This window comes from Nostoc sp., from assembly GCF_036917655.1.
In the GTDB taxonomy this organism is placed as follows: Bacteria; Cyanobacteriota; Cyanobacteriia; order Cyanobacteriales; family Nostocaceae; genus Nostoc.
In genome coordinates, this window is record NZ_JBALCY010000070.1 from 181764 (window position 1) to 202982 (window position 21219).

The following is a 21219-nucleotide window of genomic DNA, read 5'->3' on the forward strand; positions in this document are numbered from 1 at the left end:
TACCGGCTCAGTTTAACTTTATATGGGAATAACCAAGATTTGGGCTGGGAAATTTTACCTGCAAAAGAGTATTCTACGGGTGATGAGCTAATCGCCGTAATAATATTGAGTTTGTGACGACGCTAACAGAGCTAAAAGCCATTAATGCAGCAGCACCAGATGGGTTAAGGACAAAACCCATGCTAGGGAATAAAACACCAGCTGCTAAAGGAATGCCAACTGTATTATATGCAAAAGCCCAGAATAAATTTTGGCGGATTTTGTTGAAAGTGGCGCGACTAAGCTGAATAGATTCAACGACATCGTTTAAGCGATCGCGCATTAGGACAATTTCAGCAGTTTCCATCGCCACATCTGTCCCAGAGTGTAAAGCAATTCCGACATCTGCTTGGGATAAAGCTGGAGCATCGTTGATTCCATCTCCTACCATTGCGACAACTGAGTGAGGATTGGGTATTGGGGATTGGGTATTAGGAAGAATTTTTCCTAGTCCCCAGTCCCTAGTCCCCAGTCCCTCTTTCTGGAGAGACTGGATTGCAGCCGCTTTTTTAGCTGGAGGAACACCTGCGATTACATCAGCACTATCTAATCCTAGTTGTTTGGCTATGGCGCTAGCTGCTTCTGGGCGATCGCCACTCAGCAACATTACCCGTAAGCCCATCTGACGCAATTTGTCTACGGTGGATCGGGCATCTGGTCTTAAGGTATCAGAAACAGCAATTAGCCCAGCTAAAGTTCCCGCAACTGCTACGCAAACGACTGTTTTACCATCTGTTGCCAAATCCTGTGCTACTTGTTGTGCAGTTTCGTTAATGGCAATGCCGTGCCAACTCAACCAGTCCCAGTTACCCAACAGCACAACTCTGCCCTCGACCACAGCAGACACCCCTAATCCTGGTTCCGTGTGAAAGTCCACAGCCTCTGGAATAGATAACTGTTGCCGCTGTGCTTCTTGCTGAATCGCTTTTGCTAGGGGGTGGTGAGTACCGCTTTCTACGGCTGCTGCTAGTTGTATTAGGGAGTAGGGAGTAGGGAGTAGGGAGTACGGAACCCCACTCCCTACTCCCCATTCCCTATTCCCCATTTCCGAAATTAACAGACAATCTGTGACGATGGGATTACCCGTGGTCAGAGTGCCAGTTTTATCAAATACTACGGTGTCTAACTGGTGTACTTTTTCTAAAACGTCGCCGCCTTTAATTAACAGACCCCGTTCTGCGCCCATAGCAGTCCCGACAAGAATGGCTGTTGGTGTGGCGAGTCCTAAAGCACAGGGACAGGCGACTACCATAACTGCGATCGCTAGTTTTAAACTGATTAATAGGGGGGAGTGGGGAGCTTCATGTGTAGCGTGGCTGATCATTTCCATGCCACCAGACATGCTGACATCAGTCCAGATGTGAGTGCCGAAAAAGTACCAAAAGACAAATGTCAATATAGATGCTGTCAGCACACCGTAGGTGAAGTAACCAGCTACTGTATCGGCTAATTTCTGTACTGGGGCTTTCCGAGTTTGGGCGGCTTCTACTAAAGCGACAATTTGAGCTAAAGTTGTATCACTTCCAGTCCGGGTTGCCTGAATAGCGATCGCTCCTGACTGATTTAGCGTCCCCCCTGTCACCATATCTCCCGGTTGCTTGATTATTGGTACTGCTTCCCCAGTCAGCATGGATTCATCGACCGTTGTTTGACCAACCACCACTTCACCATCGACAGGGATTTTATCACCTGGCAGCACTTGTAACCATTCACCAACCCGCACCTGTTCAGCAGGAATCTCTACACTAGAAGACCCCACTCCTCCTTTCTCTGGGTTGGCAATCAATCGCGCTAAGAGTGGCTGGAGTGCTAGCAATTTCCTAAATGCGGCAGCAGCGCGACCTCTAGCTTGTTGCTCTAATGTCCTTCCTAAAAGAATAAAGCCCAGCATCATTACTGGTTCGTCAAAGAAGCACTCCCAACCCAATTGGGGAAAGAGCAGCGCTACTAAACTAGCAATGTAGGCTGTCAGCGTTCCCAATCCCACCAAGGTGTTCATGTTAGGCGCATTTCGCCGCCAGCCCAGCCAGCCATCTACTAAAATCGGGCGACCAGGAATTAATAGTGCCACTGTCGCCAATCCACAGTGAAACCAGATGTTATTTAGCAGTGGCAGCACTGAGCTACCAAGATTACCAAAATGTCCACTTCCCGACAATAACAGCAACATCGCAGCGATCGCCAACTGCCTAACAGAAGACCGCATTTCTCGGCGTTGTCGTTCTGCTGGGTCTGGTAAGGTAGATATCTCGCCTGCTACTGTGCCACTAGCTTTTCGGGGTTGAGTCGGGAATCCAACGGCTGTTAATCGCTGCGCCAGTGCATCTGCATCTACCGCACCAGTTTCTGACTCTACAACTGCTACCTCTGTGGCCAGGTTCACACAGGCACTCTTGACTCCTGGATGTTGGGTTAGCTGTCGCTCTACTGCGTTCACACACCCAGCACACTTCATGCCCCCAACATCGAGAATAATTTTCTCTAGGATTGGGTCAAATTCTGGGGCTAGCTTAGTTTTTGGGACAAGTTGCATGGCAAATGTTTAGATTCGCTACAGAAATTCAACGCCTGACTAAAAGCGTCTCTAATTTGAGCGTAGGCTAAATATGGAACTACGACTGTATGTCAACTATATTAAATTTCTTAAATTATCGGACTTCGCTGAGGATCAATGACGGCTCCAGCGTAAATAAGTCACATAGATTATAGCTACCACCTGCATTGGCATAATCACAATCAGGCTTTTTAAGAAATAGTTGATTTCCAAATGAGACATAAAACTTAAATACCCTATGCCCAACAAGAAGAACATTGCCCAGTTAAGCTGTTTAGGTTTGAGAATGAGCATATCAATAGAAATAAATATAAGAGGTAGAAGTGTTGTATAACTGCTGCTAAACACAAATCAGCCTAGCAACATGCCCCTATTGCAAGGATTTTGTAGAATTAAGAAAGTTAGATAGAGAAGTGAGTTAACTACCAATAGACAGAGTACTAATGGCAATACGTTTGGGTTAAGGGGGAAAGGATGTATTTTCAGTCACTGCCGCTTATCCGCAGCTACGGTGTACTCTAAGAGATCGTCTTTGCTACAATCCCACCTTTTAAGCGTGTATTACCTTCTGCCTTCAGCATGAACTACCTTCTTACACTAGAACCAGCCCTGCTTATTCACAAAGTAGGTATTTACGAATCCTTCAGGAGACTGATTCAAGTAGATCATACCTTCAATTAAACCTACAAGTTGCATAATTAACAAGGCAATACCGTAGGTGAAAGAACCCCCGACGAGAGAAATCACCAACATGATAAAGCCTTCTGGAGCGTATCCTAGAATAAACTTATGAACCCCAAATCCTCCAAGGATAATGCCACAGTAACCAGCTAGAAGTTGTTTGGTAGGGTGACTGGGGTTGAGATTTGCCATATGAGTGCTGCTCCTTGATAAGTGAGGTATAAAAATAAAGTCTTTATTGGAATGAAAGTAAGTAAATTTATTTACTTAATAAATAGATTTTTAATTTTTTCACTACAAGTTAAGCCCCAAGACGAATAACCAAAATCAGTGTGCTTATATTCCACAGGGAACGCTAAGATGTCTTGCGGCATAGCTTGAAAATCTGGCGCTCCTTAATGAATTTTTGTGGATTTGATGATCGCAAACCCTGGTGCGGCAGTTTTGAAGATTTTTAGGTAAGACATTGATCTTGAGAAGAATGAACCTCAAGAATCAGCAAAAACTGCTACACCACTTTTTACAAGTCCATCAGTATTATTTCCGGATTATTTTCCGTAAGCGTAGCCCGTCGTAGACATCGCTTCCAGCGGGCGTGAAACGCCGTCGCACCAATGACGAAACCAATTGTTGGCTAAAATCACCCCGATGAGAATAAATGCTTAACTAGATATTTTGTTGTCTATGTTAACAGCATTCTTTGATTTGCTTTTGCCATTATCTTAATTGGGTTTTCAGCTAGTATTTATGCTTATAACCAATTATAACTAGTAAATTGTCCTACTTATGGAGATAAAAGCAGATATTTTAGTTTTTAGCAACAGTAGCATTTAAGTATTAATTGCTGCCTAAGACGAACAAACTTAATAATGTACCACTATTCCAGAGGCTGTGGAGGAGCATAGGAGCGAGGAGGTTGCGCGATCGCGTGTAAACTACCCCCAACACAATCCCCAATGCGGTCAGTGGGAGAATTTCCGACAAGCTGAGGTGAGCGATCGCAAACAACAAACTGCTGACAAGAATTGCTCCCCACACGGGTAAGTAACGAGTTAGAGAGGGTAGCAAAAAACCGCGAAACAGAATTTCTTCAAAAAATGGAGCTGCGATCGCCGCTGTAGAGAAAAATATACCAAGTGCTACACCATCTTGGCTTTCTAGCGCTAGTTGCAACAGGGGGTTACTACCACCCTGTCCTTGCCATAGCTGTTGATTAATCAAAGATACCACCACAACTATAGGTAAAGCCGTACAATAGCCTCCCAGTCCCCACCAAAACCAGTTATCTTGAAAACGGAAGCGAAACCAAAATTCTGGTAGTGGAAAAAAGCGCTTGAGAGAGAAATACAGCACTAACAGCGCACCTAATGCTACCAATAGGTAACTAACCAAAACAGAAAACGCCTGAAGTCGCACATCAACAATGGGACGCGGGATGGGTAGCAGCGATATCACCAAGGGTACAAAAATTTGCCCCATGAAGAAAAAGCCGACGACAAAAACCTGCAAAACCATTTCACCATCCCAAGGCGTTGACCAAGGGACATCAGCATTTTGAGCTAATAACGAGGCTTTTCCTTTCAACAAGCGTTGAGCAAATAATAAAATCAGCAGTATTAGACCAATTAAAGCTGCCAAGGTGGGAATAGTGCCAATAACCGCTAATTTGATCACCGCTTGAGCAGCAGTTTCTTGTTGTGCAGCTTTAACTGCTGATAAAGCGTCTTGTCGTTGCTGGAGTTGGTATAGCTTAACCAAAGCAGTAGAGCGAAACCAACCTTCTAAATTCTTTTGAATCGGTTGTTGAGCATTTGGAAGCAGACGGGGAGGATTGCTCCACAGTCCACTCAATACAACAGCAGTTTGCCCAAATTCTGGATTAATGTCTGAGCGTTGTTGTAATTCGCTCCAAGTTTTGAGGGCTGTATCCGTCTGTCCTTGCTGTGCTTGTAAAATTCCCAGGCGTAAGTCTAATTCAGCCAGTAATTTTTGTAATTGCTTGAAAGACTGATGTAACTGTTGCTTTCCCTGTTTAGAGGTTTTAGGAGTGGGAGGAACGTCAGGTAGAGGTTTGGGAGGTGTGGGAGTTATTTCAGATTGAGAGCGTAATTGTGCAAGTTTGTTGTTAACTGTGTCTAAATTAGCTTGAACTGATTGACACGCCTCCTGATACTGCTTTGTGGCGCTTTCTAGGGGTTGCTCACCAAGTATTGCTTCCCGAATCGCCTGGAGATTGTCATCACCGCTATCTTCTGATTGCCAAGCTTGGGCTTGTAAAGCAATATTGGTTTGGTATAGTTCCAGGCGACTTTGGAACTGAGGTTCTTGCCAACTACCAAATAAAGACGAAACTGCCAACAGAACTGCTATCGGCGTCAGTACAAAAATTAAAACCAAACGCTTGATTGTCATCTATCCCCCTTTGACTAACCTGTGGGGAGCGCGTCCCCATTGGGAATTATCGCAAGAAAAAGTCAGAGGTGGATAGATATCATCAATATTATAAGTTTGCGTAGGCGTAGCTCGTCATAGACATCGCACCCACCATGTTAAATTACAACCCATTGCACTGCTTACCCTCCGCCGAGGATCTACCCGATTCGGACGATGAACCTGTGGATAATCAACTACAACATTTGATTCCTGGCTTGCTAGAAGCCATCTTAGCTTGGCTGTGGGCCAGCCGGATGGATTGGTTTTTTGGCGTTGATATGGGTATTTATTACGATCCAGAACTACCCCCGATTGTGCCCGATGGGTTTTTAAGTTTAGGAGTCGAGCGAGTTTTTGATGAGAACTTGCGTTTAAGTTATGTGTTGTGGGAAGAAAAGGTGATGCCAATTATGGCACTAGAAGTTGTTTCTCACAGACGACGTGGGGAATACACCAGCAAAAAGAAACTTTATGCTGAGATGGAGATTTTATATTATGTTGTCTACAATCCCCAACGCCGGAGAAAACCACCTTTAGAAGTTTATCGCTTTATCAATGGTGAATATGTATTGCAGCCAGGAAATCTAGTTTGGTTATCAGAGATAGGTTTAGCAATTGGTTTTGAACGGGGAACCTATCAGGGAATTACGCGGGATTGGTTGTATTGGTATGACAAACAAGGAGTCAGATATTTAACACCAGAAGAACGGGCGATCGCTGCCGAACAACGCGCCGACAGGTTGGCACAAGAATTGCGAAGGTTGGGGATAGATCCAGATTCTTTGAGTTGATTTTGTGAGTGAGCAATCGCTTTATTAACTGATAGTTTATTCAGATAAACCTAGTCTTTGCTTGACAGATTGCCAGGTTGAACCTTGGTTTGGGTTTTGGCGATGCATCTCCAAGCGTCTATCTAATTCTTGTTTTTGCTCATCGTTGGAGGAACTTCATCGGGTGTGGTAAGAATGCTGTCCCATAAGTCCTCGGCAAGCTGTATACGTTCAGATACACTTAGTTCGGAAATATCGATTTTTAATATGGGGTGCATGGTTGTTGTTAATGTAGTTGCTCAATATAGTTTTATTAGAGATAATACTGCCCCAGAAGGTGAGGGAGCGATCGCGTTTTAGTTGTGTTTTAGTTAGGGCTTACGCAAAAAACCTCTCAAACTCTTATTTCTCCGTGTCCTCTGCGTCCTCTATGGTTCGATTTTCCGTTACCTGTGCATAAGTCGTGTTAGTGAAAGCGATGCGATCGTCTTTACTATTGGGCAGTTAACTACAGTATTTTCTGAGATGATTGCTCAGAGGTTGTTTGAAAAGTCCTCTTGTCGGTATCAAAATATTTTAGATCCCCCTAAATCCCCCGATAAATTGGGGGACTTTGACTCCGGTTCCCCCCTTAAAAAGGGGGGTTAGGGGGGATCAAAATGCCTAAAATCACAGCCAAATACTTTTCAAACATCCTCTCAAGAGTTTTTGGATGAGTAAAATAAATACTGTTAGGACTTACGCAAAACTACACGCTGTAGGGGCAATTTATGAATTGCCCCTACGGGAAATCAGGGCTTTCACTGCCTTTTTGCGTAAGTCCTGACTGTCTAACAATTCGGTTGGAGCGGACTGCCGGAAGCCTCTCAGCGTGCCCTTACCATTTTTATTGCACAAAATTATCTAAATCCTAGCCATTTTTCTAGGATGAATTCTCCCCATTTTTCCGATGCCATCTGTGTTGATCAAACGGCACGATATGAACATCTAAGAACGTTTGCACAAAAATCTTATGTCTTCATTACTGGCTTTGTCCAACAGTTTAGCTGACACCGTAGAACAAGCTGGAAGTGCTGTAGTTGCAGTTAATGCAGGTACTCGTGTTTCCCCAAGTGGCATTCACTGGCGTAATGGGATCATTGTTACCTCTGATGAGTCCCTCCAGCGCTATGACGATATCACCATCACTCTATCAAATGGTAGCACTGCACCAGTAACACTCGTAGGTCATGACCCTAGCACCGATATCGCTGTTTTTAAACTAGAAAATCTAGAAATACCTGTAGCAAAAGTTGGTGATGCCAAAACGCTCAAAGTTGGTCATCTGGTGTTAGGACTGGCAAGAGGTAGCGAAGGTGACTTAAGGGCGGCGATGGGTGCGGTGAGTGTGGTTAGCGGTGCTTGGCGGAGTATGAATGGCGGAAATATTGACCAATTCATCCGCCCAGACATCACCCTTTACTCTGGCTTTGCAGGTGGGTCGCTCGTAGATGCTGCTGGTTTTGTAGTAGGTATGAATACATCGGGGCGGCGTGGTACTGCTCTGACTATTCCTACTGCTACAGTTGATCGCGTGGTTGACCAATTAGTAGCAAAAGGACGCATTTCAAAAGGCTACTTGGGTGTGGGAATGCAACCTGTACGCTTACCAAATAACCTGAAAACTGCTCTGAATTTAACTTCTGCAACTGGGGTAATTGTCGTTAATGTTGAGGCTTCGGGGCCAGCTGACAATGCAGGTGTGCTGCTGGGCGATGTTTTGGTAACTTTCGATGGGGTAACTGTGGGCGATACAGGTGATGTGCTGGCGCTACTCAATAGTAGCGATCGCATTGGTAAAGCTGTCAACGTGCAAGTTGTGCGGGGTGGGGTGTTAGTTGAGTTAGCGATCGCACTTGGCGAAAGACCTTTGTAATGACGCTCAATGACTCGCTACCGCTACGCTAACGTAATTCGTAATTTAGAACTTTGAGATTATGGCAAACACAACATTACCTAACATCGCTGCTGAATTGACAGAGGTGGCTGCTAAACTACGCGATCGCACTGTCAAAGTAAAAAGCGGCTCTCTGGGAGTCGGTTCTGGTGTAATTTGGCAACCTGACGGACTAATTATCACTAATGCTCATGTGGCAACCAGCAACCGCGCAACTGTGGAATTGGCAGACGGAAGGGTATTTGATGCGGTGCGTACACAATTTGACCCACAGCAGGATTTAGCAGCCCTGAAAATTGTCGCCACTGATTTAACTGCTGCAACCATTGGCAATTCTGAGGCGCTACGAGTTGGTGAATTAGTCTTAGCGGTGGGTAATCCCTTTGCTGAGAGTGGTGCTGTGACAACCGGAATTATCTATGCAAATAATCCGCGTGCAGTTATGGCCGATTTGCAGCTGTATCCTGGAAATTCTGGGGGGCCACTTGCCGACTGTCTCGGCCGAGTCGTGGGAATTAACACCATGATTGTTAATGGTTTAGCTGTGGCAGTTCCCAGCAGCACCGTTGAGCGTTTTTTACAAATAAATAGTCGTCCGCAACTGGGAGTCACACTGCAACCTGTGCTGTTAGGTAGGCGTAGCTTAGGTTTATTGGTGTTGTCAATTTTACCTGACAGTGCGGCGGAAACTGCTGGTGTGCAAATTGGCGATGTTTTAATTGGAGTTTCGGGGCGATTATTCACTAGCATGAATGACTTAACCAAATATCTCCGTGACAGTAAAGGAACTGTGCCGATACAACTCCTACGCGGTGGGCAGCAATTCGTGATTTATGTTGCCGTGCAGTCTGGGAAAACTGCTGTGGAGGTGACATGATCCGGGTGATGGTAGTTGCGACTTCCCCTGTAGTGCGGGCAGGGTTATCAGCTGTGGTAACTACCAATCCTCGGCTGACGGTTGTGGGGAGTGCATCCGATTTGGATGTATTGGCGAGGGAAGTTGGGCAATTAGAACCAGATGTGGTGCTGGTAGATTTGAGCAGCAATCTTCAACAATCGGTGTGGGAAAAATTGCTGCTCATTCAAGAGGAACAATACCCATTAGGAATGATCGTCATTGTTGAGGAACTTGACAGCATTGATTTAGAGACGGCGTTACGTTCTGGTATCCGGGGGATATTGCCCAGTAGTAGCACAGAGTCAGAAATTGTCGCTGCTGTGGAGGCGATCGCTTTTGGTTTGGTGGTGCTGCACCCGGATGCTGTAGAATTACTGTCTATCCGAGAAAAAGTGGTAACGAATCCTGTACAAACCTTGACACCACGGGAGATAGAGGTTTTAGGAATGCTTGGATCAGGGTTGGGAAATAAAGCGATCGCTAAACGCCTGCATATTTCTGAGCATACCGTCAAATTTCATCTCTCATCGATTTTCCAAAAGCTCAGTGTCTCCAGCCGCACCGAGGCTGTTGCTGTGGGTGTGCGACTAGGTTTGATCATGCTGTAAATCAAATGATGACATACAGCCTCTAATGAGGTCATGGTATATGTATCACATTTGATTCATCACTTGTATGAACATTTTAATGCTATCTTCCACCTTTCCCTACCCACCAACACGCGGAGGAACCCAAGTCAGGACATTTAATTTACTTAAATACCTGAGTCAACGCCATAGTGTTACCCTCGCGACTCAACGCGAGGGCGATGTTACAGACGCAGAAATAGCAGGATTACGCGATTGTGTGGATCATCTAGCCATTTTTGAACGCCCGCCAGATTCTGGAACCACCGGAATACTGAAGAAAATACAGCGATTTGGTAGATTTTTGCAACAGGGAACACCGCCAAGCGTACTTAACCGCTACTCAGTTGAGATGCAAACATGGATTGATAACTGGGTGGAAGCGGGAAAATGTGATGTAATTACCTGTGAACATAGTGTCAATGAAATTTATGTGCGATCGCATTTTCAGAAACAGCTAAAAACTATAGTTAATGTTCATAGTTCTGTTTACGCTACTTGTCGTAATCAACTAGCAACCGGCATTTCAGAAAATTCCCTCCGAGACAAAATTAATCTGCCACTTTTGCGTCGTTATGAACAAAACTACTGTGCTAAATTTTCGGCAATTGTCGCCACAACAGAAGAAGATAAAATTCAACTACAAAAATTTAACCCAAATAGTGAAATTACAGTTATTCCCAATGGTGTAGATTTAGTATCTTTCCCCAACCGTACCACCGATCCAGGAGGACACCGCTTAATTTTTATCGGTGCAATGGATAATTTAGCAAACATTGATGCTGTCTGCTTTTTCAGCAACGAAGTTTTGCCAGAAATCCAAAAATTTTATCCCGATACAACTTTCGATATTGTCGGTTCTCATCCAGTGCCAGAAGTTTTAGCACTTGATAAAAAACCAGGAATTAATGTGATTGGGCGTGTGCCTTCGATGGTAGAATATTTACATCAAGCCACCATCTGCGTTGTACCCATGCGGACTGGGTTTGGCATTAAAAATAAAACTTTAGAGGCAATGGCAGCTGGTGTACCTGTAGTAGCTAGCGATCGCGGCTTAGAAGGATTAGCTGTCGATGGTGCTAGTCATTCATTACGGGCATTACGAGCGAATAAACCAGCAGAGTCCGTCACCGCTATTAGTCAACTATTTGATCATCCACATCTGCGTTCAGAATTGTCTCACAACGGCAGACAACTGGTAGAAACAGAATTCACTTGGGATATTGCTGGTAAAAGCTATGAGCAAGTTTGTCTTGCGAGGAGTAATACTAATTCGTAATTAGCACACACATAAAAATGCTTGGTCTAATAAAGATCCCACCACTAGCTCCTAAATAAATTCTAATTGTTCTTTATTCTCGGTGTGGGAAAAATATGTGTAGGGACGTTGCATTGCAACGTCTCTACATCGGTCTGACAAATTATCTTATCTAAATCGTATTGGTTGTTAGTTAGCTTGCAAAGAAACACATTAATTATTGTCAAACCTAGTCGAAGCACCTAACACAAGTAATTTCTTATGCTTACGTTTATTCTTATTTTTGAGGGTAATCAAATAATTATCAACGTAGCGGAAAGCTGCTGCACCATCGTAATCAGCAATGGCTATAGCTTGTAAGAAAACCTTTGAAGGAATTTCAAACCCTAAAAATTTTTCTGTTAGTATTAACAAATCTTTATCTGTGGCGGGAAAAGTAGTTTCTTCTGCCTCTTCTGGATCAGAAAAGATATCTTCAATTAATGTTTTGTACACTTTGTACCTCTCCAAATGCATAAGATGCAAAGCCTGTGATAAAGTTTAGCTGCTGATCACGAGTTTGTAAGTTAACTGGGAGTTCAGTACCAGAACATCCGATCTCCCGTAAAATCTCCAAACAATAAGTACTGAGTTGAGTGTATGGAGCTTGCTCCAATTCTTGAGCTACTTCTAGAGCCATCTCCAGATTGACTTGGATAACCGTCTTTACAGGGTTGGTCATAAACACGCCCTAATAAACTGGATGCTCTAAGTTTTGATCACAAGCACAAATAGCGTAACGGTGTTTTTGCGGAATTTATGAAGAGGGAAAAATAAAGTATCAGCGCATTTGCGGTAATGTATCCAAAATTATGCAAACAAGTCTGAGAGCTAGACAATTTCGATCTAGGTGCGAGCGATCGCCTTAATACGTATAAACATTTCTATTCAGTGATAAATAATACAATATTATTGTCAATGCATTCCCTATTTTATCCCCTCACAACTTGCTTGTTTATCGTAAATTAAAGGGTTTAAGACCCCTCTACGTCTAAACGTAGCTCGGAGACGGAGCCACTCCGACTCCGCTCGATTTCAGTTGGGGATTTAAATCCCCGTCTCTTCGCGTTGAGCGTGCCGTAGGCAAAATGTCTTTAATGCTAGGACTTACGCACTGTACAAAATAATCATGTTGTGTATGAACGATGAACGTAAATACGCCGTTTCAGGTTTTTATTAATCAATTCATGGATGGTAAGTAGACCAGCGTCGTCGGGGCAATTCATGAATTGCCCCGACGATGAATGTGGTTTTTCAAATAACCCATACTTGGTCTTTTCTGTCAATGCGTAAGTCCTAAATGCTTGAATGCGTGAATTGTTAAGTTAGGTGTCATATCAAAGCATTAACTATCTTTATGCATATTTCATCAGAAATTTATAATTTGGCTCATTGTAATATGCGAGTATTACAACAATCAAATACATTGATCTATGAAACTATAAAGGTATATATTATGTCCATAATTGTTGGTACTCCTAACAATAATTTTTTGTTGGGCACTAATAGTGACGATCAGATTTCTGGTCGTGGAGGCAATGACAATATCTCCGGTGGTTTTGGAAGTGACGTAATCGATGCTGGAAAGGGCAATGACAAGTTGGCTGGCAATGGCGGCAATAACAAATTGAGAGTGGTACAGACACGAGTAATTTTCTTTGTACCTCAGGGTAAAAGCTGCGCTGCAAAAAAATGAGGTCGGGCTGGTAAAAGTATGAATTGCGCCAACTCACCTCACCAGCTAGAACACCAATTCAGTAATCCTGGAAGAACCTCTCCCCCAACCCCTCTCCGTTTCGGAGAGGGGAGTTTGGCTCCCCCTTCCCTGGTAGGGGGCTGGGGGGTTAGGTTTTTGATTACTGAATCGATGCTCTAGCCCTCAAAAAGTTTTTTTTTGCAGACATAAGCATTGAACACCGTAGTTGCTTCTCCTGTCGAAGACACTACGCGAACAAATCTCTCGACTAAAGCAACGCATTGCCTCATTCTGGTTGTTGAATTATTGCATTTTGATGATATTATTCTAAAAAATTAAATTAAGGAGCAAGCCTTGTGGCATTTACGAAAAATCAATTATTTAAGTTATATGTCAAATATTTAGCAGCAATTACAGCTATAATAACGGTTCTCCCATTACCAGCTAAAGCAGCTACATTTTTAGTAACTGAACGCGCTGTTTTCGGAGGTAATGATGAAGTTGATTGGGTTAGTTTAGGTAAAGTATTCAATCCCTCTGCTCCTGACTTTTCTGCCTTTTTACCTAACTCTTTTTTAGCAACATCGCAAGGTGGTTTAGGGTTGGATATAAATATAGCTCCAAGTAATAATCCTCAGATTACTCCACCCTTTGTATTTCAAACTTTACCTCCACCTGGCATTCGGACAAACTTCGCCCAAGGAGATTTTGTTCTCTTTGGAGGTATAGACCCAACAGGTTTTCAACCTCTTCCTCCTGGTGCTCCTGCTCCTCGGACTCAGGGGAACGGAGGACCTTTGAGCATTAGTTTTGCCCAGCCTGTTTTCGGCGCTGGTACTCAGATAGCTGTAGACATTAGTAATTTAGAAGTTCAAACTTTTATCACCGCTTTTGATAATGCCAATAATCTGTTAGGTAGTTTCTCAGTTTTAAGTACTTCGTCGCTAGCATTAGATAATTCGGCAGTGTTCTTGGGGGTTCGTAGTGACACTCCAAACATCTCACGACTCGTTTTTAGCAGTTCTTATCCACAATACGGCTTGGCCATTAATCAGGTAAGCATTATTGCAGTTCCCGAACCAACTTATAGCTTGGCGATATTAGCTTTTGGTGTTTCAGGTGCTGTTTTGAAACTACGCCAACGCACTTAACACTCCCACAGCGTCGAAATAGTTTTCATTTAATAAGTTAGAGGTTTGGGACATACTCAAACTTATGTAAGTAAGTGGTCAAGAATAAATTAAACTATGTTACCCAATGTAAATAGGAGTTACGCAATGTGCAAATTTACCATAAAGCGTCTCCCCTTCTCACATTGGGAGAGGCTAGCGCCTGCCGTAGGATGCCCGCGAGAAGACCGCGCTAACTCACTACAAACCTTTAATTATTCACGCCCACTTACTTAAGTAGGTAAGTTCCACATAATTCTTGTTTTTTGCCAAATTAAACTCAATGTCATACAAAGAATTAGAAAACATCATAGACACTAAGATACAAAAAGCTATACGGAAGCACGAGATCATAGTTGCTTTCATTAGTAGTATTATTGGCTTGATTTTTATAGTGGGTTTGTTCCACGCTATTTTGCTCAACCACACTCAAATTAACGCACTTTGCTTGAACTGATTACTGGTTGCATTCAATGGATCTTTATTATTAAGTATTCCCTAATGTTCATAAAGCTAATCCAAGTTACACATATTTTTTAGAAAAGAGAATTGCACCTATGGAGAGTAAAAATAATGGCAGGGCTATATTCGTTTTATTTTTGACAGTATTTATAGACTTGCTCGGCTTCGGAATTATCTTGCCGATACTGCCTTTGTATGCTGAACAATTCGGCGCAAAACCAAATGAAGCGACTCTGCTTGTAGCTATTTATTCTTTAATGCAGTTCTTATTTGCACCATTATGGGGCAGCTTTAGCGATCGCTACGGTCGCCGTCCGATTTTATTACTAACTTTATTCGGTTCTGTAATTGCATACGCAGGGTTAGGCTTTGCTAACTCATTATGGATTTTGTTTATTGCTCGTAGTCTTGCCGGGATTATGTCAGGGAATATTGCCACTGCTCAGGCGTACATAGCAGATATTACCACGCCAGCTAATCGATCTCGTGGTATGGGGATAATCGGGGCAGCTTTTGGTCTTGGCTTCATTCTCGGCCCAGCCATTGGAGGTCTTCTGATCGGGTCTGATCCGAACAACGCTAACTTTCATTTACCGTCGTTGTTCGCAGCCGGATTATCTTTATTGGCATTGCTTTGTGCTTTGATGTTACTTCCAGAATCTCTAAATTCTGAGACTAAAGCTAAAATCCAAGTTCATCGCTACCGTCAGCAACGGCTGAACTTGCTACATCTGTCACAGCGCCCACAGTTTTGTGTGCTTGTTGGCATCTACTTTTTAGTAACCTTTGCTGTTGCAGCTATGGACTCTACATTGGCTTTATGGTCTAAGCAGCAATTAAATTGGGGTCCTCAACAAACTAGTTATCTTTTTGCATTCATGGGGATTGTCAGCACAATCATTCAAGGAGGACTCATTGGATTCCTTAAGAAACACTTGGGTGAAATAAAGTTACTTACCTTGGGGATATTAGGGTTAGGTTCAGGATTACTGCTAATTGGATTCTCACAAAGCTTAACTTTATTGTTGGTCGCCACCACACTTGTGGCATGGGGAATTAGTGTCAGTCAACCAATATTGAACAGCCTGATTTCCCAGATGACACCCCCAGAAGAACAAGGGCAAATATTAGGAATTGCCAGTTCTTGCTCTGCATTGGCACGCATCGGGGGGCCAACATGGGCAGGAGCTAGTTTTATGAAATTTGGGAGTTCTGCTCCTTTTTTGAGTGGATCTTTAGTAATGCTGGTAGCTTTGACTCTTAGTTTGCGAGTGACTAAAAGCGCATCTGAACCAAAGACAGAACGTGTCGCCTGAAAATCCTGGTTTCAAAGTAAAAAGGTAAGGATTCAGGATTGAGAATTCAGAAGGCTTTGATAACCAAGCTTAATAATTTTTTGAACAGCCTTGTACTAAAGACTTTTAATCTAAAATCTAAAATCTAAAATCTAAAATCTAAAATTAATATGACAGGTCGCCGAGTATTGTTTTTAGGCATCTTTGTAAGCATCCTTCTCACCTACGCAATTTGGATCGGTGGGAGCATTCCTGCAAGCATCATCAAACTTCCTGACCAAGGATTAAACTGGTATTACTGGAAGCTTCCCCAACCAACTTTTTGGAGTCGAGCGACGGCTTGGGGTATGTACCTTGGGCATCAGTTTAGCATCTGGGCGTGTATCTTGTGGGCGCAGCGATCGCAACTGAAATACAAAACAGCGTTGCACCCGATTAATTATCTCATGCTTGCCATTAATGGTGCATTCATCGCTTTACACTTTCTCCAGACCTATATTTGGTATGATGCTCTAGCTCAAGATACTTCAATTTGGGCTTCCCAAGGTGCGGTTGTACTCCTACTGGTGTTCGTACTGATTTTAGAAACGCCTCGACGCGGTTTGTTTTTTGGCAATTCTGTTCCATTCCATCAACAGTTTTTGCAAATTATCAAGCTGTACCACGGCTACTTTTTCTCCTTCGCCGCTATCTACACCTTTTGGTACCATCCAATGGAAGCGACTTTGGGGCACTTAATTGGTTTCCTCTATATGTTCTTGCTTCTGCTCCAATCATCATTGATCTTTAACCGCACCCATGTAAACCGTTGGTGGACATTCACTTTGGAAATTACAGTAGTTTTACATAGTGTAGTTGTATCTTTGATACTAGGACAAAGCAAGTGGCCAACATTTCTCTTTGGTTTTCTTGGCATTTTAATACTTACCCAACTTCACGGTTTACCTGTTGGTATCTTGACTAAACGTACTATCTACGGAGCCTTTTTAGTGAGTGTACTGGCCGTTTATCGACTGACTGAACGCGGCTTAGGCAGAATTTACGAAATAACCTATATCCCTCTGATTGAGTTTGGGCTGGTTGGCACAATTTACTTAATCTTCCTGCTCATCTTATGGACAATTTCCCGTTTACCTGTCAAGACGTAACATCATGTCCGGCTAATTAGTTATGGTTCCCACAGTCATTGCACCCCAAACGCCAGATGCTCCGAGGAGACCGCTCTGAGCGCTGGCTCTTTGGGGTTCTTGGGGTTTAATAAGTAATCAAACGGACATGATATAACTTCTCAATAGACCTGTCCAAAATATAATTTTGGAACAAAAAACAACGTCTTGAAGAGACGTTTTTGTGCCTTGATTGCGAAATCCGGGAAAAATTGTTTCCAAAATACCACCTACGACTTTAGAGTGTTGAAATAACTAAAATAGCTATCTGAAGGCGAGGTATGACAACAAACTTTAGTCGGCGTGAATTTATCTTGTTTGGTTCAGCGGCGTTTGGTACCAGCTTACTGGTGCAAGCTTGCAGTAGTAAGCCGACGACACCAACAGCGACAACAACGGGTGGTGCTGAAGGGTTTAAAATAGCGATCGCTCTCCCTGGAATGATTACCGACAAAGCCTGGAATCAATCTGGTTATGAAGGTATTAATCTAGCAAAACAAAAGCTAGGTGCAGAAACCGCCTATGTAGAAAAAGTAGCACAAGCAGATCAAACAGAAATTTTAACAGATTTTGCTCGTAAAGACTACAATCTCATCTTCGCGCATGGCGGACAATTTGATGCCGCAATTGAACAAGTCGCCTCACAGTTCCCCAACACATTTTTTGTTGGAGTAAATGGTAATCTCAAAGGTGAGAATATTGCTTCTTTACGAATAGATCACCTACAAGCTAGTTATTTGTGTGGGATTATCGGTGCTTCTGTCACTAAATCTAATAAATTAGCTTATATTGCTGGAGAGAAATTTCCCGCTACCGAAGGAGAACTGCGGGGATTTGAATTAGGGGCAAAGTCTGTTAAACCAAATATTCAAATTATTTCTACTTTTACGGGTGATTGGAATGATGTTGCCAAAGCCAAGGAAGCGACTATCGCATTAATTTCTTCCGGTACTGATGTCATCTATCAATGGTTAGATAATGCCTCAGCCGCAGTCTTACAAACAGCAGGTGAAAAAGGGGTATATGCTTTTGGTAACACAAATGATCAATTAGATGTTGCACCAAAAGCTGTCTTAACCAGTGCTGTCAAACGCTTAGATTTAGCCATAGCTTATATAGCAGAATTAGCTAAACAAAAACAAATCAAAGGACAAATATATACAATTGGACTAGAAAGACCAGATATATTATTTTTAGGAAAATTCGGGGCAATCATCCCGGAGGCAGTTAAGCAAAAGGTATTGAATGCAAAGCAAGAGATTGTTAATAAAAAAATCGTTTTTGAAGACTGCAAAGAGACTGGTAAAGATACACGCTGCGTGAAGAAAACAACATAGGTTTAGCATACAGATATCTTAAAAAACTTTCGTAGTCAGGACTATAGTCCTAAAATCTGGGCTGAAGCACTGACTACGAGCTATCAGTTTTGTGAACATGAACTATTTACGCTTAAAAAATATCACCAAACGCTTTGGTTCTTTTATCGCTAACGACAATATCAATCTCTCTGTTGCATCTGGAACCATTCATGCAATACTAGGCGAAAATGGTGCAGGCAAGAGTACTTTAATGAATATTATTAGTGGACTCTATCAACCTGATGCTGGTCAAATTTACCTTCAAGAAGAACCAATAAAAATTACCTCGCCAAATGAGGCAATTAAATTAGGTATTGGTATGATTCACCAACACTTCATGCTTATACCCCAATTGACTGTCACAGAAAATATTATCTTAGGAACGGAGAAAACTTGGCGGCTGAATCTACAATATAAACAGCAAGAAATCGCCGCATTATCCCAAGCTTATGGATTAGAAACTGACCCCACTGCCAAAGTTGAAAATTTATCTGTTGGGGCACAGCAACGGGTAGAAATTCTCAAAGTTCTCTACCGTCGAGCAAAATTGTTGATTCTTGATGAACCTACAGCCGTTTTGACACCGCCAGAAGTAGAATCATTAATTGCTATCTTGCGCCAATTGGCAGCCGCAGGCAACACAATTATTTTTATCAGTCATAAATTAGAAGAGGTAATGAATCTCTGTGATTCAGTAACAGTTTTGCGCCAGGGAAAGGTAGTAGCAACAACATCAACTTCAGCAGCGACACCTCAGCAGTTAGCAACATTAATGGTAGGACAGGAAGTAGCTTTACAGTTAAATAAAAGTCATAGATTACCAGGAGAAATTATCCTGTCTGTGCAAAATTTACAAGTTGCTGATGAAAGAAATATTCCTGCTGTAAATAATGTATCTTTTGAACTGCGGGCGGGGGAAATTTTAGGAATTGCTGGTGTCGATGGGAATGGACAGCGAGAATTAGCTGATGCAATCGCTCTTTTGCGGACTATTAAGCAGGGTAAAATTGAGTTTACGCACAAGCATTCCTTAGTGGGCTATATCCCAGAAGATAGACAGACAATGGGATTGGTGTTGCAATTTAACATCGCCCAAAACTTGATTTTAAAAGCTTTTAAATATCTGCCATTTTGTCGCCGTTTTTTGTTACAACAAGAAGCGATCGCAGATCATGCCCAAGCTGCAATGCAAGAGTTTGACATTCGGGCGAATGGGATTGATATTAAGCTTAGTCAGCTTTCGGGAGGAAATCAACAAAAAGTGGTGTTAGCGCGAGAACTGGCGGGGACACCAGCTTTAATTATCGCCATGCAACCCACAAGAGGGTTAGATGTAGGGGCGACAGCAGCCGTCCATTCTCGAATATTAACAGAACGCGATCGCGGTGCCGCAATTTTGTATATTTCTACTGAGTTAGAAGAAGTGATGACAATCAGCGATCGCATTGCCGTAATCTACAGAGGTGAGTTTGTGGCTATTTTGGATGCAGCTACGGCGACAGTGGAAGAAATTGGTTTGTTGATGGCTGGGATATGATCGTGCTAATTGATATTGGTACTCATGATGAGGTTTATTGAGAAATACAGAGAAGGCGATCGCTTTAGGAAAGTTTCAAAATGCGATTTTCTATGTTCCCAATTATGCCCCAGTATATAGGTGTGCTGGTATTCATAGGAATTAAAGAAATCAGATATAAATGACACTAATTAATCGGATTCATCCTAGATTGCTGCCCATACTATCACCACTAATTGCGTTGGCGCAGCCCGCCGTAGGCATCGCCTCCGCCCTGATCGTCGGTGCTATCCTGATGCTAATTGCTGGGGCAAATCCCATCACGGCATACAGCATCCTATTTAAAGAATCTCTCTCTACCTACTTTGGATTTGGTAACACCCTCACCAAAATGACACCGCTATTATTCACCAGTTTAGGCGTGTTAGTGGCGTTGCGGGCTGGGCAATTTAATATCGGTGGGGAAGGACAAATTTATCTGGGTGCGTTGGGAAGTACTTTAATTGGGTTATATGTGCAAGGATTACCTGCGGTGATTCATATTCCCTTAGCACTTTTGGCAGGATTTTTCTTTGGTGCAGTTTGGGGTTGGATTCCTGGTTATCTCAAAGCAATGCGCGGAGTGAATGAGGTAATTACGACGTTGTTGCTCAACTATATCGCAGTGAATTTAGTTAGCTACCTCGTACAAAATCCATTAATGGCAACAGGTGCGCCTAGTCCTTATTCGCCATTAATTGCCAAAACATCCCGCTTGCCGATTATATTACCACAAAGCCTTGCCCATGCAGGTATTTTATTAGCTTTAATTGCCGCAGGTATTTTATGGGTATTGTTAGTGCGATCGCCTCTAGGTTATCAAATTACGGCAGTGGGATTTAACCCGATTGCCGCCCGTTATGCCCACATATCTGTTGAACGTACCATTATGCTGGTGATGGCGGCTGCGGGTGGTTTAGCTGGGTTGGCTGGAAGTTGTGAGGTGATGGGGTTGAAATATCGGCTATTTGAACAAGTTTCACCCGGTTATGGGTTTGATGCCATTGCGATCGCTTTTTTAAGTCGTGGTAGTGTTGTCGGTGTAGTATTGACTTCTTTGTTTTTTGCAGCGCTTCGCAGTGGTGCGAATGTGATGCAGCGTAGTGCAGGTGTGCCGGTAACTGTGGTTTATGCGATTCAGGGTTTTATGGTGTTGTTTATTGCTATCAGTTTCGCGGTGGAAAGAGAGATAAGAGTAAAAACCCAGACAAGCGCAAAGGTTTAACGCAGAATAACACAAACAAAACTCTGCGAAACTTTGCACTTTCCTCTGCGAACCTCTGC

Annotated in this window: 17 protein-coding genes and 1 pseudogene; 12 read left to right on the plus strand and 6 right to left on the minus strand. The window is 42.9% G+C overall.

Going from position 1 to position 21219, the window contains the following annotated elements; all coding sequences use genetic code 11:
* Positions 1 to 73: 73 nt before the first annotated feature.
* From V7K30_RS25275 to V7K30_RS25285, 3 genes are all read right to left on the minus strand, one after another.
* Positions 74 to 2572 (minus strand): heavy metal translocating P-type ATPase, encoded by a 2499-nt coding sequence (locus tag V7K30_RS25275; RefSeq protein WP_335003980.1) that lies wholly within the window; start codon positions 2570 to 2572, stop codon positions 74 to 76.
* A gap of 618 nt (positions 2573 to 3190) precedes the next feature.
* Positions 3191 to 3466 carry a TM2 domain-containing protein gene (locus V7K30_RS25280; RefSeq protein ID WP_335003982.1) on the minus strand — a complete coding sequence of 92 codons (276 nt, stop codon included), beginning with the start codon at positions 3464 to 3466 and terminating at the stop codon, positions 3191 to 3193.
* A 645-nt stretch (positions 3467 to 4111) separates the two neighbouring features.
* Positions 4112 to 5686 (minus strand): CPBP family intramembrane glutamic endopeptidase, encoded by a 1575-nt coding sequence (locus tag V7K30_RS25285; protein WP_335003984.1) that lies wholly within the window; start codon positions 5684 to 5686, stop codon positions 4112 to 4114.
* 134 nt (positions 5687 to 5820) lie between these two features.
* Here V7K30_RS25285 and V7K30_RS25290 point away from each other — a divergent pair, with 134 nt between their 5' ends.
* Positions 5821 to 6498 (plus strand): Uma2 family endonuclease, encoded by a 678-nt coding sequence (locus V7K30_RS25290; protein WP_335003986.1) that lies wholly within the window; start codon positions 5821 to 5823, stop codon positions 6496 to 6498.
* A 36-nt stretch (positions 6499 to 6534) separates the two neighbouring features.
* Here V7K30_RS25290 and V7K30_RS25295 read toward each other — a convergent pair.
* Positions 6535 to 6755, minus strand: a pseudogene (locus V7K30_RS25295) (addiction module protein).
* 734 nt (positions 6756 to 7489) lie between these two features.
* Here V7K30_RS25295 and V7K30_RS25300 point away from each other — a divergent pair.
* The 4 genes from V7K30_RS25300 (at position 7490) to V7K30_RS25315 (ending at position 11216) form a co-directional block, all read left to right on the plus strand.
* Positions 7490 to 8392, plus strand: coding sequence for a S1C family serine protease (locus tag V7K30_RS25300; RefSeq protein WP_335003988.1), 903 nt, complete (start codon positions 7490 to 7492; stop codon positions 8390 to 8392).
* A gap of 61 nt (positions 8393 to 8453) precedes the next feature.
* Positions 8454 to 9290 carry a S1C family serine protease gene (locus V7K30_RS25305; RefSeq protein ID WP_335003990.1) on the plus strand — a complete coding sequence of 279 codons (837 nt, stop codon included), beginning with the start codon at positions 8454 to 8456 and terminating at the stop codon, positions 9288 to 9290.
* Between the two features lie 8 nt (positions 9291 to 9298).
* A complete protein-coding gene (locus V7K30_RS25310; RefSeq protein WP_442941104.1) occupies positions 9299 to 9919 on the plus strand; it encodes a response regulator transcription factor in 621 nt (206 codons plus the stop codon).
* Between the two features lie 67 nt (positions 9920 to 9986).
* The gene (locus tag V7K30_RS25315) at positions 9987 to 11216 is read left to right on the plus strand and encodes a glycosyltransferase family 4 protein (protein ID WP_335003994.1); all 1230 of its coding nucleotides are present in this window, start codon (positions 9987 to 9989) and stop codon (positions 11214 to 11216) included.
* Between the two features lie 192 nt (positions 11217 to 11408).
* On the opposite strand, the gene V7K30_RS25320 is transcribed toward V7K30_RS25315, so the two are convergent.
* Positions 11409 to 11690, minus strand: coding sequence for a hypothetical protein (locus tag V7K30_RS25320; RefSeq protein WP_335003995.1), 282 nt, complete (start codon positions 11688 to 11690; stop codon positions 11409 to 11411).
* Positions 11671 to 11916: a hypothetical protein gene (locus V7K30_RS25325; RefSeq protein ID WP_335003997.1), complete on the minus strand. Its 246-nt coding sequence runs from the start codon at positions 11914 to 11916 to the stop codon at positions 11671 to 11673. Before V7K30_RS25325 ends, V7K30_RS25320 begins: the two co-directional genes overlap by 20 nt.
* 774 nt (positions 11917 to 12690) lie before the next feature.
* Between V7K30_RS25325 and V7K30_RS25330 the strand changes: the two genes are divergently transcribed.
* The 7 genes from V7K30_RS25330 (at position 12691) to V7K30_RS25360 (ending at position 21160) form a co-directional block, all read left to right on the plus strand.
* The gene (locus V7K30_RS25330; protein WP_335003999.1) at positions 12691 to 12930 is read left to right on the plus strand and encodes a calcium-binding protein; all 240 of its coding nucleotides are present in this window, start codon (positions 12691 to 12693) and stop codon (positions 12928 to 12930) included.
* 356 nt (positions 12931 to 13286) lie between these two features.
* Entirely contained in the window at positions 13287 to 14081 is a 795-nt protein-coding gene (locus tag V7K30_RS25335; protein ID WP_335004001.1) for a hypothetical protein, read from the plus strand.
* A gap of 575 nt (positions 14082 to 14656) precedes the next feature.
* Positions 14657 to 15877, plus strand: coding sequence for an MFS transporter (locus V7K30_RS25340; RefSeq protein WP_335004003.1), 1221 nt, complete (start codon positions 14657 to 14659; stop codon positions 15875 to 15877).
* A 149-nt stretch (positions 15878 to 16026) separates the two neighbouring features.
* Entirely contained in the window at positions 16027 to 17004 is a 978-nt protein-coding gene (locus V7K30_RS25345; protein WP_335004005.1) for a hypothetical protein, read from the plus strand.
* Between the two features lie 299 nt (positions 17005 to 17303).
* Positions 17304 to 18359 carry a BMP family protein gene (locus V7K30_RS25350; RefSeq protein ID WP_335004007.1) on the plus strand — a complete coding sequence of 352 codons (1056 nt, stop codon included), beginning with the start codon at positions 17304 to 17306 and terminating at the stop codon, positions 18357 to 18359.
* 97 nt (positions 18360 to 18456) lie between these two features.
* Positions 18457 to 19917 (plus strand): ABC transporter ATP-binding protein, encoded by a 1461-nt coding sequence (locus tag V7K30_RS25355; RefSeq protein WP_335004116.1) that lies wholly within the window; start codon positions 18457 to 18459, stop codon positions 19915 to 19917.
* 160 nt (positions 19918 to 20077) lie between these two features.
* Positions 20078 to 21160, plus strand: coding sequence for an ABC transporter permease (locus tag V7K30_RS25360; protein ID WP_335004009.1), 1083 nt, complete (start codon positions 20078 to 20080; stop codon positions 21158 to 21160).
* Positions 21161 to 21219: the final 59 nt, after the last annotated feature.

Coding starts and splice junctions, on each gene's coding strand:
- V7K30_RS25290 (WP_335003986.1), top strand. CDS start 5,821: ATGTTAAATTACAACCCATTGCACTGCTTACCCTCCGCCGAGGATCTA.
- V7K30_RS25300 (WP_335003988.1), top strand. CDS start 7,490: ATGTCTTCATTACTGGCTTTGTCCAACAGTTTAGCTGACACCGTAGAA.
- V7K30_RS25345 (WP_335004005.1), top strand. CDS start 16,027: ATGACAGGTCGCCGAGTATTGTTTTTAGGCATCTTTGTAAGCATCCTT.
- V7K30_RS25305 (WP_335003990.1), top strand. CDS start 8,454: ATGGCAAACACAACATTACCTAACATCGCTGCTGAATTGACAGAGGTG.
- V7K30_RS25310 (WP_442941104.1), top strand. CDS start 9,299: ATGGTAGTTGCGACTTCCCCTGTAGTGCGGGCAGGGTTATCAGCTGTG.
- V7K30_RS25360 (WP_335004009.1), top strand. CDS start 20,078: ATGACACTAATTAATCGGATTCATCCTAGATTGCTGCCCATACTATCA.
- V7K30_RS25350 (WP_335004007.1), top strand. CDS start 17,304: ATGACAACAAACTTTAGTCGGCGTGAATTTATCTTGTTTGGTTCAGCG.
- V7K30_RS25355 (WP_335004116.1), top strand. CDS start 18,457: ATGAACTATTTACGCTTAAAAAATATCACCAAACGCTTTGGTTCTTTT.
- V7K30_RS25285 (WP_335003984.1), bottom strand. CDS start 5,686: ATGACAATCAAGCGTTTGGTTTTAATTTTTGTACTGACGCCGATAGCA.
- V7K30_RS25275 (WP_335003980.1), bottom strand. CDS start 2,572: ATGCAACTTGTCCCAAAAACTAAGCTAGCCCCAGAATTTGACCCAATC.
- V7K30_RS25330 (WP_335003999.1), top strand. CDS start 12,691: ATGTCCATAATTGTTGGTACTCCTAACAATAATTTTTTGTTGGGCACT.
- V7K30_RS25280 (WP_335003982.1), bottom strand. CDS start 3,466: ATGGCAAATCTCAACCCCAGTCACCCTACCAAACAACTTCTAGCTGGT.
- V7K30_RS25340 (WP_335004003.1), top strand. CDS start 14,657: ATGGAGAGTAAAAATAATGGCAGGGCTATATTCGTTTTATTTTTGACA.
- V7K30_RS25325 (WP_335003997.1), bottom strand. CDS start 11,916: ATGACCAACCCTGTAAAGACGGTTATCCAAGTCAATCTGGAGATGGCT.
- V7K30_RS25315 (WP_335003994.1), top strand. CDS start 9,987: ATGAACATTTTAATGCTATCTTCCACCTTTCCCTACCCACCAACACGC.